Source organism: Glycomyces terrestris (assembly GCF_003933745.1).
Classification (GTDB): Bacteria; Actinomycetota; Actinomycetes; order Mycobacteriales; family Micromonosporaceae; genus Glycomyces; species Glycomyces terrestris.
On record NZ_RSEB01000004.1, the window covers coordinates 618033 to 632284 of the forward strand.

At 72.1% G+C, this 14252-nt stretch carries 10 protein-coding genes; 4 read left to right on the forward strand and 6 right to left on the reverse strand.

Features of this window, described 5'->3' with window-relative positions:
• Positions 1 to 47 precede the first annotated feature (47 nt).
• From lanKC to EIW28_RS25090, 4 genes are all read left to right on the forward strand, one after another.
• Positions 48 to 2633, forward strand: a complete 2586-nt coding sequence (gene lanKC, locus EIW28_RS16890) for a class III lanthionine synthetase LanKC (RefSeq protein WP_125248859.1) — start codon at positions 48 to 50, stop codon at positions 2631 to 2633.
• Positions 2630 to 2803 (forward strand): SapB/AmfS family lanthipeptide, encoded by a 174-nt coding sequence (locus tag EIW28_RS16895; RefSeq protein ID WP_232014014.1) that lies wholly within the window; start codon positions 2630 to 2632, stop codon positions 2801 to 2803. The genes lanKC and EIW28_RS16895 overlap by 4 nt, the downstream gene beginning before the upstream one ends.
• Before the next feature lie 551 nt (positions 2804 to 3354).
• Positions 3355 to 4977: an ABC transporter transmembrane domain-containing protein gene (locus tag EIW28_RS16900; protein WP_232014015.1), complete on the forward strand. Its 1623-nt coding sequence runs from the start codon at positions 3355 to 3357 to the stop codon at positions 4975 to 4977.
• Positions 4974 to 7124: an ATP-binding cassette domain-containing protein gene (locus tag EIW28_RS25090; RefSeq protein WP_232014016.1), complete on the forward strand. Its 2151-nt coding sequence runs from the start codon at positions 4974 to 4976 to the stop codon at positions 7122 to 7124. Before EIW28_RS16900 ends, EIW28_RS25090 begins: the two co-directional genes overlap by 4 nt.
• Positions 7125 to 7304: 180 nt before the next feature.
• Here the strand turns inward: EIW28_RS25090 and EIW28_RS16915 are convergent, their stop codons facing one another.
• The 6 genes from EIW28_RS16915 to EIW28_RS16940 all read right to left on the reverse strand — a co-directional run bounded on the left by EIW28_RS16915 (position 7305) and on the right by EIW28_RS16940 (position 14235).
• Positions 7305 to 7907: a response regulator transcription factor gene (locus EIW28_RS16915; protein WP_125248861.1), complete on the reverse strand. Its 603-nt coding sequence runs from the start codon at positions 7905 to 7907 to the stop codon at positions 7305 to 7307.
• A gap of 160 nt (positions 7908 to 8067) precedes the next feature.
• The gene (locus tag EIW28_RS16920) at positions 8068 to 8553 is read right to left on the reverse strand and encodes a MarR family winged helix-turn-helix transcriptional regulator (RefSeq protein ID WP_125248862.1); all 486 of its coding nucleotides are present in this window, start codon (positions 8551 to 8553) and stop codon (positions 8068 to 8070) included.
• A 266-nt stretch (positions 8554 to 8819) separates the two neighbouring features.
• Entirely contained in the window at positions 8820 to 10031 is a 1212-nt protein-coding gene (locus tag EIW28_RS16925) for a hypothetical protein (protein WP_125248863.1), read from the reverse strand.
• Between the two features lie 73 nt (positions 10032 to 10104).
• Complete coding sequence (locus EIW28_RS16930) at positions 10105 to 12345, reverse strand: MMPL family transporter (RefSeq protein WP_125248864.1); 2241 nt, start codon at positions 12343 to 12345, stop codon at positions 10105 to 10107.
• 168 nt (positions 12346 to 12513) lie between these two features.
• Positions 12514 to 13131 carry an acyl-CoA-like ligand-binding transcription factor gene (locus EIW28_RS16935; RefSeq protein WP_125248865.1) on the reverse strand — a complete coding sequence of 206 codons (618 nt, stop codon included), beginning with the start codon at positions 13129 to 13131 and terminating at the stop codon, positions 12514 to 12516.
• A gap of 75 nt (positions 13132 to 13206) precedes the next feature.
• Complete coding sequence (locus EIW28_RS16940) at positions 13207 to 14235, reverse strand: lactonase family protein (protein ID WP_125248866.1); 1029 nt, start codon at positions 14233 to 14235, stop codon at positions 13207 to 13209.
• Between the last annotated feature and the right edge of the window lie 17 nt (positions 14236 to 14252).

Below are 14252 nucleotides of genomic sequence, written 5' to 3' on the forward strand. Positions count from 1 at the left end.
CAAGATGAGTGGCAGTCGTGAACCGCGCTGGGAATGGGAGGGCTCGCATGGGCGATCGGTACGAGGCGTTCTGCATGGCGGATCCGTCGTTCTACGACGCGATGCACTCCGAGGCGACGGCGGGCGCGTCGTACGCGGTGGCCGACCGGGACCTCCCGGAGGGCTGGCGCTGCACGGCGAAGGACGACTGGCTGACCGTCCGCCGGGAGGGGGCGGCGCTGCCGCTCCAGGGCTGGAAGATCCACGCCTCGGCGACGCTCGACGGGGCCGAGCGGGTCCTGGAGGCGGTGTGGGACTACTGCGTGCCGCGCGGCATCCAGTTCAAGTTCCTGCGCTCCCCGGGGGCGTTCCGGGCGCGGGTGTCGAAGTACGCGCCGCGCGGGTTCTCCGGGAAGCTCGTCACGGTCTACCCGGGCGACGACGCCGAGTGCGAGCGGATCCTGACCGAGCTCGGGGCCGAGCTCGAAGGGGTGCCGGGGCCGTACATCCTCAGCGACCTGCGCTGGGGCGCGGGCCCGCTGCACGTGCGGTACGGCGCGTTCGCGAACCGGTTCACGACCGACGCCTCCGGCGCGGTGGTGCCGGCGATCGAGGACGGCGAGGGCCGCCTGGTCGCCGACCGGCGCGACCCGGTGTTCCGGGTGCCGGAGTGGCTGGAGCTGCCGGCGTTCCTCGAACCGCACCTGAAGGCGCGCAACGCGGTCACGGTCACCGAGGTCCCGTACGCGATCGAGCGGGTCCTGCACTTCTCCAACGGCGGCGGCATCTACCTGGCCCGGCACGACGACGGCCGGCAGGTGGTCCTCAAGGAGGGCCGCCCGCACGCGGGCCTGGACGCGTGGGGCGAGGACGCGGTGCGCCGCGTCGAGCGCGAGCACGAGGTCCTGTCGCGCCTGGCGGGCGTGCCGGGCGTCCCGGAGGTCTACGACCTGTTCTGGCTGGGCGAGCACCGGTTCATGGCGATGGAGTACGTCGAGGGCGAGGTGCTCTCCAAGGCGGTCGTCACCCGCTACCCGCTCATCGACGCGACCGCCGGGCCCGCCGAGTACGAGGCGTTCACCGCCTGGGCGACGGGCGTGTACGAGCGACTGGCGGCGATCGTCGCGGCCGTCCACGACCGCGGGCTCGCCTACGGGGACCTGCACCTGTTCAACGTCATGGTCCGGCCCGACGGCAGCCCGTGCCTGCTCGACTTCGAGGTGGCCGGCCCGGTGGACTCCGAGCGGCGGGCCGGCCTCGGCAACCAGGGCTTCGCGGCGCCGCGGTCGACGGCCGGCGCCGAGGCGGACCGGTACTCGCTCGCGTGCATGAAGCTCGCGCTGTTCCTGCCGATGACGAACCTGCTCGGCCTGCACCGCCTCAAGGCGCGCCACTTCACCGAGATCATCACCCGGCACTTCCCGGTCGCCGCGGACTGGTTCGACGACGCGCTCGAACGCATCGCCCCGGCCGGATTCGCGTACGAGCCGCCCCGGATCGACACCGACCCCGGCTCGTGGCCCGGCGTGCGCGACGCGATCGCGAAGGCGGTCACCGCCAGCGCCACCCCGGACCGGGACGACCGGCTCTTCCCCGGCGACGTCGAGCAGTTCGAGTCGGGCGCGCTCGGCCTCGCGTTCGGCGCGGCGGGGGTCCTGTACGCGCTGGACGCGGCGGGCGCGGGCCGGTTCGAGGAGTACGAGGCGTGGCTGCGCGAGCGCGCGGTCCACCCGGCCTCGGGCTCCAGGCTGGGCCTCTACGACGGGCTCTTGGGCGCGGCGTTCGCCTTGGACCGCTTCGGGTACGCGCAGGACGCGCTCGACATCGCCGACATCGTGCTCCGCGAGGACTGGGAGACGCTCGGCGGCGACCTGTCCGGCGGCGTCTCCGGCATCGGCCTGGGACTGCTCCACCTCGGACTGTCGCGAGGGGAGCGGGGCCTGGCGGAGGCGGGGCTGCGCGCGGCCGCGATCGCCGCGGACCGGCTCGCGGCCGAGACCGGCACCGCGAGCGTGAGCGGCGGCGGCGAGCCGTGGGCGGGCCTGATGCGCGGCGGCGCGGGCCGGGCCGTGCTGTTCCTGCGCGCCGCCGAGGCGACCGGCGACGCGGGCTACCTCGACGCGGCCGAGGCCGCGCTCAAGGCCGACCTGCGGCGGACCGTGGTGCGGGACAACGGTTCCCTTGAGGTCGACGAGGGCTGGCGGACCATGCCGTACCTCGACGCCGGCAGCGTCGGCATCGGCCTGGCGCTGGACCTGTTCGCGGCCCACCGGTCCGTGCCCGAGTTCGCGCGGGCGTCCGAGGGCATCGCGGTCACCGCGTCCTCCCCCATGTACATCCTCCCCGGCCTGTTCACGGGCCGGGCGGGCATCCTCCTGTACCTCGCCTCGCGCAGCGCGGACCCCCTCGCGGACCCGCTGGTGCGCAGGCAGGCGGAGTCGCTCGCCTGGCACGCGCTGCCGTACGGCGACGGGATGGCGTTCCCCGGCACCGGGCTGCTGCGCCTCTCGATGGACCTGGCCACCGGCGGCGCGGGCGTCCTGCTCGCCCTCGGCGCCCTGCACGGCGGCCCGGGACTTCCCCTGGTCCACGGCGCCGCCGCCCCACAGACGCCCGCGCCGCAGGCGCGGGTCGAACAGATCATCTCCCGATGACCTACGAAAGGAAGAAGAACATGGCTCTTCTCGACCTCCAGGGCATGGACAACGGCGCGGCCGCGACCAAGGGCGGCGGCTCCAGCGCGAGCGGGCACTCCTGCCCCTCGAACCTGTCCGCGACCCTCTGCGGCGGCACCAGCGGGCTCTCCGTCCTGCTCTGCCACTAGCCGGTCGCCGCGGCCCCGGACAAGTCACCGATGTCCGGGGCCGCGGCCCGTCCAACGCAGGGCCGGTGGGCTCGCGACAGCGTGTCATTGCGTTTCCGTCTCTACGGACCGGCCGCTCGGAACTCACGCGATCGCGACGGCAGCATGGATCGCCCAGATCCAAACGCTTGCGCAGGCGCGTCGCTCAAGTCCCGCCCTCCAGGGCGGCGGGCGGCCCAGCGCCATGCGCTCGGGGCAGCGCATGTCGCCGCTCAGGCCCGTGATGGTGCTGCGGCACACGCCGATCCGGTTCCGGGCGGTACGACCGCAGAGGCTGCTGGGGACCCGGCGGTGCGTGGTTGCAAACGCGCGTGCTGAGGCGCCACCCGCTCGCGGCAGAACACGCGATCACCTCCGTGCTCGCGGCAGGGCGTACGACACCGATCTCAACCAGTTGCGGCTGAACGCGAAAGGAGCAGGTGACGATGACCCGCGAACTCACTGCCGGACCGGCCACCTCCGTTGCGCGCCAGACCGATCCCTCCCCAGACCCACTCACGTTCGGGACTGCGGTGCGGCAGGCCAGGGCCTGGCTGCCGCTCATCGGGGCGGCGTCGCTGCTCGGCTCCCTCGGCATGCTCGCGCTGCCGCTCGCGCTCGCGGCGGCGGTCGACGCCGTAGCCTCCGGAAGGGACGCGACCGGGCCGGTGGCCCTCGCGACCGGACTGGTCGTCCTCGGCGTCCTGTGCGACCTCGCCGAATCATGGGCCGAGACCGCCTGCGCCGCAACCACTTCCGCGCGGCTTCGCACCGGGCTCGTCCGGCGCGTCCTCGCCGCTCCGCACCAGGTCGGCCGCTTCGACACCGGCGACCTCGTCGCCCGGATCTCGGCGGGCGCCGCGGACGCGGCCCACGCCGGGCCGAGCGCGGTGAGCGCCGCCGCGGCGGTCCTGCCGCCCATCGGGAGCCTGGTGATCCTCATCTGGCTCGACTGGCGGCTCGCGGCGGCGTTCGGCGTCGGCCTCGCGCTGGTCGCAGTCGTGCTGCGGCTCTTCGCCAAGCAGACCGCGACCGCCGCCCTGCGCTACCAGGAGGCGCAGGGGCAGATGGCGGCCCGTCTCACCGAAGCGCTCGAAGGCAGCCGCACGATCGCCGCAGCGGGCACCTTCGGGACCGAGATCCGCCGCGTTCTCGCGGGCCTCCCGGACCTGTCCCGCTATGGCAGGGCGACCTGGAAGGCCCTGTCAGCCGCGGGATCGCGCGCGGCGATCGCCGGGCCCCTCGCCACGGTCGGCGTGCTCACCGTCGCCGGGTTCCTCGTCAGCACCGGCGACCTCACTCCCGGGGAACTCCTCGCCGCCGGCCAGTACGCGATGCTCGGCGCTGGCCTCGGCTCCCTGACGGGCGTGGTCGCCGCGCTCGCTCGCGCGAAGGCCGCGGTCGGACGCCTCGCCGAGGTCCACGACCTCAGTGCCATGTCATATGGCACCGACCATCTCCCCGCGGGCGGAGGCCGCCTCGAATTCCAGGCCGTGTCCGTCTCCCACGAATCCACCCCCCTCCTCCGGGACGTCAGTGTGACGATCCCGGGAGGAGCGCTGGCGGCGGTGGTCGGAGTCTCGGGTTCGGGGAAGTCGATCCTGGCCGAGACCGCGGTCCGCCTCCGGGACCCCGACAGCGGCACCGTCACCCTCGACGGCCGCCCACTCCCCTCCTTGTCCCGCATGGAACTCCGCCGCGCCACCGGCCTCGCCCCCGCCCGCCCGGCCCTGGCGGGCGCGACCCTCGCCGACGCCATGGGCCCGGGCCGGCCCCGCCCGCAGGTCCTCGCGGCTGCGCGTGCGGTCGGCGCCCACGACTTCGCCACCCGGCTCCCCGCAACATATGACACACCACTCCCCGACATCCCCATGTCCGGCGGCGAGGCCCAACGTATCGGCCTCGCCCGCGCCTGGCACGCCGACCGGCTCCTCGTCCTCGATGACGCCACCTCCAGTCTCGACCTCCTCAGCGCCCGCCGCATCGAGGAGGCCCTCGCCGCGACCGGCCGCACCCGCCTCGTAGTGACATATGACGCGGCGCTCGCCGCCCGCGCGGACCTGGTCATCTGGCTCCACGATGGACGCGTCCGCGACACCGGCACCCACGAGGCCCTCTGGGCTGACCCCGACTACCGGGCGGTCTTCGCGCAATGAAACGAGAACTCCGATACGCCGCTTCGGGTCTCAGCGCCCGCGCCATCTGGCGGCTCCTCGCCTGGTCCGCCCTCGAGGTCCTGCCGACCGCCGTGTTCGGCCTGATGTTGGCCCGCGCGATCGACGAGGGCTTCCTGGCGGGCCGCCCGTGGACCGGCGCGGCATGGCTGGGCGGGGTTCTGCTCGCGGCCGCGATCGGCGCAGTGGGCGCCGGACGGGTGTACGCCGCGCTGGGCGCGGTGGTGGAGCCGTTCCGAGACCGCTTGGTGCGGCGGGTGATCCGTCGCGCCTTGCGAAACGCGGTGGCGGGCAGTCCGGAGCCGGGGGCGCTGTCGCTCCTCACCAGACAGGTCGAGATCGCCCGCGACGCCTATGCGGGCATCATCGTGTCGGTCAGAGGATGCCTGGTCACGACGGTCGGGGTCGGGGCGGGCCTCCTGGCGCTGGACGGCCGCCTCGCCGCGCTGGTCCTGCCCCCGTTCCTGCTGGGGCTGCTCGCCTTCGTGGCGACCCTCGGTTTCGCCGCGAACCGCCAACGCGCCGCCGCCGAGGCGGACGCCAACCTGACCGACCGCGCCACCCAGGTCACCGCGGCGGCCCGGGACCTTGCCGCTTGCGGCGGCGAGGCCCACGGCGAGGCGCTGGCGGCCGAACCGATTGCGGCCCAGGCGAAGGCAGAACGCGCCCTCGCAGGCGCCGCAGCCCTCCGCACCCTCTGCTTCGCGATCGGGGGCTGGCTCCCCCTCCTGGTCCTGCTCGCGTTCGCTCCGAGGCTCCTCGACCAGGGCACCACCGCCGGCGCCCTCACCGGTGCGCTCCTGTACATCCTCACCGGCCTCCAGCCGGCCCTCGCCGCCCTCATCACCGGCCTGGGCACCAGCGGCCTCCGCCTCTACACCGCCCTCACCCGACTCCTCCCAACCACCGCAGCCACAAGCGCAAGCGCGGCCATGACCCCCACCGCGCCCCCACCCCCGCCCGCAACCGCGACACCGACACCGACACCGACACCGACACCGACACCGACACCGACACCGACACCGACACCGACACCGAGTGATTCTCACTCCGCCCTCGGGCCCTCAGCCAAGACCTTGTCGGACTCTTCGGGCACTATCAAAGCGGGGGCGACTCCGAAGCCGAGTAACGGTCACTTTTCCTTGCGACCCAACATGTCCGACCCCTCAGGCACGATTGAAACGGGGGGTCCCCCGCACGCCCGTTTTGAAGGCAAAGGCCGGGAACATCCCGATCAGACCGCACCCGCACCCGCACCCGCACCCGCACCCGCACCCGCACCCGCACCCGCACCCGCACCCGCACCCGCACCGATCATTGAAGCCCACGGCCTCACCTTCGCCTACGGCCCGCATTCCGCACCGGCCGTTCGAGATCTCGACCTGGCCGTTCACTCCGGCGACCATCTGGCGATCGTCGGTCCGAGCGGCGTCGGCAAGTCGACGCTCGCCGCACTCCTGTGCGGCCTGCTCCGGCCCGACAGCGGCGAAGTCACCTACAGCGGCACTGCGGCTGCCGCGCTCAGGCCGCGCAAGCTCGCTCACCACCGCGTACTGGTCCCGCAGGGCGGATACGTCTTCACCGGAACCGTCCGCGACAATCTCTCGTACCTGAACCCCGGCGTTGGCGACCCTGAGATCGCCCACGCCGCAACGCAGCTCGGCGCTGACGCGCTCATCGACCGCCTCGGCGGCCTCGACGCGACCATCCAACCCCGCAATCTGTCCGCCGGCGAGCGCCAGCTCCTCGCCCTCGCCCGCGCGTACCTCTCCCCCGCGCCTGCGGCAATCCTCGACGAGGCCACCTGCCACCTCGACCCGGCCGCCGAGGAGCGCGCCGAGCTGGCCTTCGCCGAACGCGGCACCCTCATCGTCATCGCGCACCGGCCCACCTCAGCGCTGCGCGCCGCGCGCGTCCTCGTCCTGGACGCCGGCACCGCCACTCTCGGCGATCGCGATCTCCTCCAGGACGTCTCACCGCTGTTCCGCGAACTCCTCGCACACAAGGCCGGAGTCTCGGCAGTCGCGCCCGGAATCGACCAAACCGGTTCGCCCTCGACCCCCGCTCAGTCCTCCGGCCGTCAGGCAGGGGACTTCGCCGAGCCTGCTGCGGTCCGAAGCACCGGGTAGGGAAGTCTTCGGGGCCGCCTCGTCGACTCCCTCAGCCGGCCTTATCCCTGACCGAATCGATATCGCGAATGCCATGCCCCTGAGCGTTCACGACTGGAGGGGCACCGCGCCATCGGCGCGGTGCCCCTCCGAATACGTCGGCCTCGCAATTCCACTGAGACCGGAGCTGGCGGCGACCGCTCAGATCCAGCCCGCCCCCTGGGCGATCCGGACCGCGTCGATCCGGCTGCGCGCGCCCAGTTTGTGGATGGCGTTGGACAGGTAGTTCTGCACGGTCCCCACCCGCAGGAACAGCTTCTCCGCGATCTCGACCGTCCGCGCGCCGGTCGCCGCGAGGCCGAGGACCTCGCGTTCGCGCGGCGTGAGCGGGTTGGCGCGCGAGCGCATCGCGGCCAAGGCGATCTCGGCGTCGATGACCGGCTCGCCGCGCATCAGGCGGCGGATGGCCTCGACGAAGCGGTCGAAGCTGTCGCCGGTGGTCATGATGCCGACGCGCGGCGCGAAGCGGGTGACCTCCGGGCGAATATCGGCCGGGCGGTTGGGGTCCATGAGCAGCAGGACGTTCGCATCCGGCAGCGCCGAGCAGACGGACGCGACATGTTCGTGGGGCAGTAAACCGGCTTCATGGACCAGCACGTGCGGCCGCACCTGGCGGGCCGCCGCGATCACGTCTTCACCCGGTGAGAGATCATGCACCTCCGTGATTTCTTGGACGCCGCCGAGGCCGCGCGCGAGCGCGGTCCTCCAGAGGTCCTGATCGTGCTTGAGGAGAACCCGGATCATGTACCCACCTGGATAACGTCGAGCGGACGACGCCCCCACCACACCGCCCTCGGACTACGGTTTCCCTTCCAGCTGAGAGGTTACCTGTCCCGAAAGGACACTAAACGCCCAGGAAGTGTCAGATCATTGACATATCCGCATCTACCAGTCTAAGTGATCATCATCCGTGACGGTCCGATAGATTGTCTTCGAGTCGCCCGAGCAGCGAGGCGAGCCGGTCGCGGTCGTCGGCTTCGAAACCGGCGCAGGTGATCTCATCGAGCCGCCTCCAGGAGTCCTCAATGCTGTCGAGAAGTTCGCGGCCGCTCGCGGTGATCGCGACGACGGAGACACGGCGGTCGACCGGGTCTTCGCGGCGCTCGACCAGGCCCTGCCGTTCGAGGCGTTGGAGCATCTTGGTGACCGTGGACGGGTCGATGCCCAGTTCGAGGACGAGGCGGGACTGGCGGGTGTCGCCGTGGTCGGCGAGGCGGCCGAGCATGACCTCTTGGCCGGGGTACAGGCCGATCTCGCGCAGGATGCGGCCCGCGGCGGCGCGGTGGGCTCGGGCGACGCGGAAGAGGGCGTGGCCGATGTCGCCTACACCGTGCTCGTTGTCGCAGACATCGCTTCCGCTGCTGCTGAGGGCGTGGCGGCTCGGTTCCATCCGGCCAGCGTAGCAACGCTTGGTCGGCCAATAATGATGCCGATCGGGCGAGAACCGAGGCTGCGGCGCCGCCGGGTGACGATTCGGTTCACGCCTCCCAGCTCTCCGGGGCTTCGGTGCTCCGGGGTTGCCGTGCTCCGGTGCTCCGCTCCGCTCAATGCTTCGACGCCCTGCGGCTCGGCCGCGTGGGAAGCGTCAGCGATATGTCACATGGCGCAGGCTCTGTCCGATGCGGACGGGACCCACGCCATGTGACATGTGATGTGCTACTGAGTGAGGAGTAAAGCAGCCCGGGCCGGGCCCTCGATGCTGAATCCGGCCCCGGTCGATCTCGAAAGCGACACGATCAATGCCTGCCCGGGCGCGCTGCCGGCGCACCCGAGCGAAGCGCTGGGACCGGCGGCACTCAGACGCCGCTTCAGGGCTGGCCCCAGGAGGTCCGGAGGCGGGATTGCATCCGGTTCCGGAGAGCCTGGAGCCGAAGGCCCAGCGTCTCGCGACCTTGAGGAGGAAGTCCCAGAAGCCGGAGTGCTAGGAGTCGGAGTCCCGGAAGCCGGAGGGCTCGAGGTGGGAGCCCCGGCTACCGGAGTCCTCGGAGTCGGAGCCCCGGCAGTCGAAGCGCTCGTGGAAGCCCTGGCAGTCGGAGCACCCGGAGCGGGAGCCACCGCATCCAGGGCTCCCGGAACCCGAAATGCCGACGCCGAAGTCCCAAGCGCCGATATCCCCGGCCCCGAAGTCCCGCTAGCCGGAGACCTCGATCCCGGGACCCCGGGCCCCGCAGCTTCAAGAGCCGCCGCCCCAGAAGGCACCGAGTCCCGTGTCCCCGGCTCCGACTCCACCGCCTCCACAGGCCCGGCCGCGATCGCCGGCCGAGGCGTCTCGTCCGGCTCGATCCCGCGGGTCCGCTGCCAGTGCCTGGCGACCCAGCCGAGGATCCCGCCGACGGCCAGGACCGTCAGGACCGAGCCGAGCAGCGATTGCAGGCCCGGACCGGCGATCCAGGCGATGAGCAGGCCGAGGCCGACGGTGTACACCGCCCACAGCACTCCGCCCAACGCGGCCATCCGCCCATACGGGACACTCCCCGCGCCCGCCGCGATCCAGGCGAGCGTCGTGCGCCCCGCCGGAAGGAAGCGGGCGATGATCGTCGTGCGGTACGGATGCTTCGCGACGCTGCCCTGGAGCAGCTTCTCGAGCTTCAGCACCGCGCCCATCGCCGACCGCTCCGCGAGCCGCGCGAGGAACCCGGGCGGGCGCCGCCGCAGCCCGGCCCGCACCGCGCGGAACACCTTGTAGCCCATGAACTCGCCGAACCACGACGAGCCCGCCGCGCCGACGAAGAGGACGACGATCAGCCACGGGTTCCCCATCACGAGCCCCGCCGCGGCCGTCACCAGCGTCGCGCTCGGGAGCATCGGGATGAAGAAGTCCGCGGTGATCATGCCGATGAGGATCACCAGCGCCCAGAAGAAGACCATGCGGTCCCCCGTTCACCGAACACCCGCGGGGACCCGGGCCGGGGGTCGGCCCGAGCCCCCTCAGGGCGTTCGGTTACTTGGACGCTCCGACGAGCTCGCGCTCGTCCTCGGGGGCGTCCTTGGCGAGGTGCTGCTGGAGCTTCTCCCCCTCGACGTCGACGTTCGGCAGGATCCGGTCCAACCACTTGGGGATCCACCAGGCGCCGCGCCCGATGAGGGCCATGACCGCCGGGATGATCGCCATGCGGACCACGAACGCGTCGAACACGACCGCCGCGGCCAGCGCGAAGCCCATCGAGGCGATGAGCGACTCGGCGCTGAAGATGAACGCGGCGAACACGCTGATCATGATGAGCGCGGCCGCGACCACGACGCGCGAGGAGTGGCCGTAGCCGTCCACGATCGCGGCCTTGGGGTCGGCGCCGTGCACGTACGCCTCACGCACCCGCGTGACCAGGAAGATCTGGTAGTCCATCGCGAGGCCGAACACGAGGCCGATCATGAGGATCGGCATCATCGACATGATCGGGCCGGGCTGGTCCACGTTGAACAGCTCGGCGCCCCAGCCCCACTGGAAGACCGCGACGAGCGCGCCCAGGGCCGCGAACACGCTGAGCATGAACCCGAGCGTGGCGGTGAGCGGCACCAGGATGGAGCGGAACACCAGCAGCAGGATCAGCGCGGCGAGGCCGACGACGATGAGCATGTACGGCAGCAGCGCGTCGTTGAGGTTGTCAGAGATGTCGATGTTGAGCGCGGTGGCGCCGGTGACGGCCCAGTCGGCGTCGGTGTCGTCGGCGAGGACGCCGCGGATGTCGTGGACGAGCTGGTTGGTGGCCTCGTCCGCGGGCGCGGCCTCGGGGATGACGGTGACCAGGAGGGTGTCGCCGGCCTGGTTCGGGACGGCCTGGCCGACGAGGGCGATGCCGTCGATGTCGTTCAGTTCGGCGGTGACGTCCTGGGCGGCGGCCATGGCGTCGACGCCGTCGTCGAGGTCGCCGACGATCATGAGCTGGCCGTTGAAGCCGGGGCCGAAGCCCTCGCTGATGAGGTCGTACGCCTGGCGCTGGGTGGTCTCCTCGCCGGAGGAGCCGGCGTCGGGCAGGCCCAGTTCGAGGTCGGTCGCCGGGTAGGCGAGCGCGCCGAGGCCGAGGATGCCGATGAGCGCCACCAGGATCGGGTGGCGGGTGACGAAGCCGGCCCAGCGCTTGCCGCCGTTGGGCTTGGTGCCGTGGACGCCGGCGGCGATGCGGCGGCGCTGGCGTCCGGTGAAGATGCGCTTGCCGGCGAAGCCGGCGAAGGCGGGCAGGAGCGTCACGGCGATGACGACGGCGATGAGGACGGTGACGGCGGCGGCCACGGCCATCTCGGTGAGGAACGGGATGTTCACGACCGACAGGCCCAGGAGGGCGACGATGACGGTGAGGCCGGCGAAGAACACGGCGGAGCCGGCGGTGCCGACGGCGCGGCCCATGGCGTCGGCGCGGGCCCGGCGGTCCTCGACGCGGCCGTCCTTGGCGAGTTCGGAGCGGTAGCGGGAGAGGATGAACAGCGCGTAGTCGATGCCGACGGCGAGGCCGATCATCGAGGCGAGGGTGCCGGTGGACTCGCTGACGTTCATGAAGGACGTGGCGGCGAGGATGCCGGCGGTGGTGAGCATGACGCCGAGGACGGCGGTGATGATCGGGAGTCCGGCGGCGAGGAGCGCGCCGAAGGTGATGATGAGGACCACGAGGGCGACGCCGATGCCGATGAGCTCGGTGGCGCTGGTCTCGGGCATGGCCTGGAGGACGTCGCCGCCGACTTCGACGCGGACGCCCTGGTCTTCGGCGTCGGCGACGGCGGCTTCGAGGTAGGCGACGGTGTCCTCGTCGAGCTCCATGGCGGGTTCGGCGTAGGCGACCTGCATGACGCCGATGGTCTGGTCCTCGGCGGAGAGCATCCCGATCGGTTCGCCGTTCGGCCCGGTCGCGAGGGGGCTGGTGACGGAGGCGATCTGCGGGGAGTCGGCCATGACGGCGGCGAGCGCGTCGATCGCGGCGGTGTTGGCCTCGGAGGTGAGGGGTTCGCCGTTCTCGGACTGGATGACGATCTGGGCGGACCCGCCGTCGGCGGCCATCTCGGGGAAGCGGTCCTCGAGGAGGTCGAAGGCCTCCTGGGATTCGGTGCCGGGGAGGACGAACTCGGGGTTGGTCTCCTGCTGGAGGGTGGCGGCTGCGGCGCCGACGCCGGCGACGACGAGGATCCAGACGGCGAGGACGAGCCAGCGCAGTCGGTAGGACCCTCTGCCGAGACGGTAGAGGAAGGTGGCCACGGTGGGTGCTCCAATCGGATGATTGGCCGGTCCCGCCTGGTGCGCTGTCGCCAGTGCGTGGGTGTGTGCGGCGGGACCGGTCGGGTGGTGTTCGCCGACAGCGTCGTCGGCGGTGGGTTTCCTGGTGTGTTTCCTTTGTGCAGTTGTAGGTTCGGGCGTCCGGGCGGTTCAGGCCGCGGGCGCGGGGGGCGGCTGGGTGATGCCGCGTTCGAAGTGGGCGAAGGCCTCGGTGATGGCCTCGGCGAGGGTGCGGTCGCCGGGGTCGGAGAGCCAGTGCTCGGTGGAGGTCTTCATGGTGACGAGGGCGGCGCCGAGGAGGAGCCGGGGGTAGAGGTCGTCCTTGCTGGTGCCGGTGGCGGTGGCGACGATGTCGATGGCCTCGGCGAACAGCTCCATGAACTGGCCGGACTGCTCTTTGATGAGGGAGGGCGAGGAGTGGATGAGCTGCTCGCGGCAGCGCATGGCGTCGATGTCGTACTTCTCGTCGAAGCGCATGTCGATGGTGGCGTCGCGGAAGGCGTCCCAGATCGGCTGGTGGCGGGCGCGTTCGCGCAGGCCGGCGAGGAGCTGGCCGGTGGTCTGCTGGAAGTCGTAGAGGAGTGCGGCTTCCTTGGAGGGGAAGTAGTTGTGGAAGGTGCGCGTGGAGACGCCGGCTTCGGCGGCGATCTCTTCGGCGGTGACGTGGTCGAGGCCGTCCTTCGCGAGCGCGAGGCGGAAGGTCGCCTCGGAGAGGGCCGCCTTGGTGGCGGCCTTCTTGCGCTCGCGGAGCCCGGTCGATTCGGCCATGTGGGTAACCCTAGTGGGGGTTGCCGGTGTTTACAAGATGCCCGAGATGAAATTTTGCAGATCACGCAAGTTTTGCTATGTGAGTGGCGCCACGCAGGTCACGCCGGGGACGGTCCACTCGACGGTGGGCGCCTGCTCCCCGGTCGGGTCGACGCGCGTGACCTTGCCGCCCTGCTGGCAGGCGACCAGCAGGGTGCCGTCGCCGGTGAGGACGGCGTCGCGCGGCCAGGACGCGCCGACCGGGACCGAGCGCACGAGGGCGCTGGTCGCGGGGTCGACGACGGCGAGCTGGTCGGGGCCGCGGACGGTGATGTAGACGAGGCCGCGCTCGGGGTCGGGGACGACGGCGGCCGGCAGCGGCCGGGGCGCGTCCTCGTCGAGGCCGATGTCGGGCATGGCGGCGTAGTCCACGGCTTCGACGGTCGGGAGCGGCACGGACGGGCCGAAGGAGAACGTGGCGGAGCGGTCGTCGTAGGAGCCGACCGCGAACGCGTTCGCGAGCTCGCCGGCGACGACGGCGCGGTCGCCGAGGAACGCGAGGTGCCGGGGCCCGAACCCGGGCTCGAGCTGGGTGGTGGCGGCGGGGGTGAGGGTGCCGTCCTCGCCGAGGTCGAGCGCGTGGATGCGGTCGGAGCCGAGGTCGACGACCAGCACGCGTGACATGTGACATACCACTTGGTGGGCGTGGGGGCCGGACTGCCGCTCGGGGTCCCGGCCGGAGCCGGAGAGCCGGAAGACGTCCGCGGCCTCCCCGAGGGTGCCGTCCTCGCCGATCGGGAGGGCCGCGACCGAGGCGCCCGAGCCGTCCGCGGCGCCGTAGTTCGCGACCAGGAGCCAGCGCCCGGTCGGGTCGACCGTCGCGTGGCAGGGGTTGTTGCCCGCGGTGGAGCGGCCCTGGCCGGCGCGGTCGAGCGCGAAGTCGTCGCCCAGGCGCCAGGCGCCGGCGAAGCCCGGCTCGGTCTCGGTGAGGGTGTAGACGGCTGCGGGGCCGACGTGGACCCACGAGGGGTTCACCACCGCCGCCGGCTCGCCGAGCCCGTCGGGTCCGGCCGCGACGAGGCCGGGGCCGCCTTCAGTGGTGTAGTCGCCAAGGAGGTACCGCATGCGCCCGATCCTAGCGG

Bases quoted from the DNA above. Each gene is read 5' to 3' on its own strand.
- lanKC (WP_125248859.1), top strand. From the start codon at position 48: ATGGGCGATCGGTACGAGGCGTTCTGCATGGCGGATCCGTCGTTCTAC.
- EIW28_RS16895 (WP_232014014.1), top strand. From the start codon at position 2,630: ATGACCTACGAAAGGAAGAAGAACATGGCTCTTCTCGACCTCCAGGGC.
- EIW28_RS25090 (WP_232014016.1), top strand. From the start codon at position 4,974: ATGAAACGAGAACTCCGATACGCCGCTTCGGGTCTCAGCGCCCGCGCC.
- EIW28_RS16915 (WP_125248861.1), bottom strand. From the start codon at position 7,907: ATGATCCGGGTTCTCCTCAAGCACGATCAGGACCTCTGGAGGACCGCG.
- EIW28_RS16920 (WP_125248862.1), bottom strand. From the start codon at position 8,553: ATGGAACCGAGCCGCCACGCCCTCAGCAGCAGCGGAAGCGATGTCTGC.
- EIW28_RS16925 (WP_125248863.1), bottom strand. From the start codon at position 10,031: ATGGTCTTCTTCTGGGCGCTGGTGATCCTCATCGGCATGATCACCGCG.
- EIW28_RS16935 (WP_125248865.1), bottom strand. From the start codon at position 13,131: ATGGCCGAATCGACCGGGCTCCGCGAGCGCAAGAAGGCCGCCACCAAG.
- EIW28_RS16940 (WP_125248866.1), bottom strand. From the start codon at position 14,235: ATGCGGTACCTCCTTGGCGACTACACCACTGAAGGCGGCCCCGGCCTC.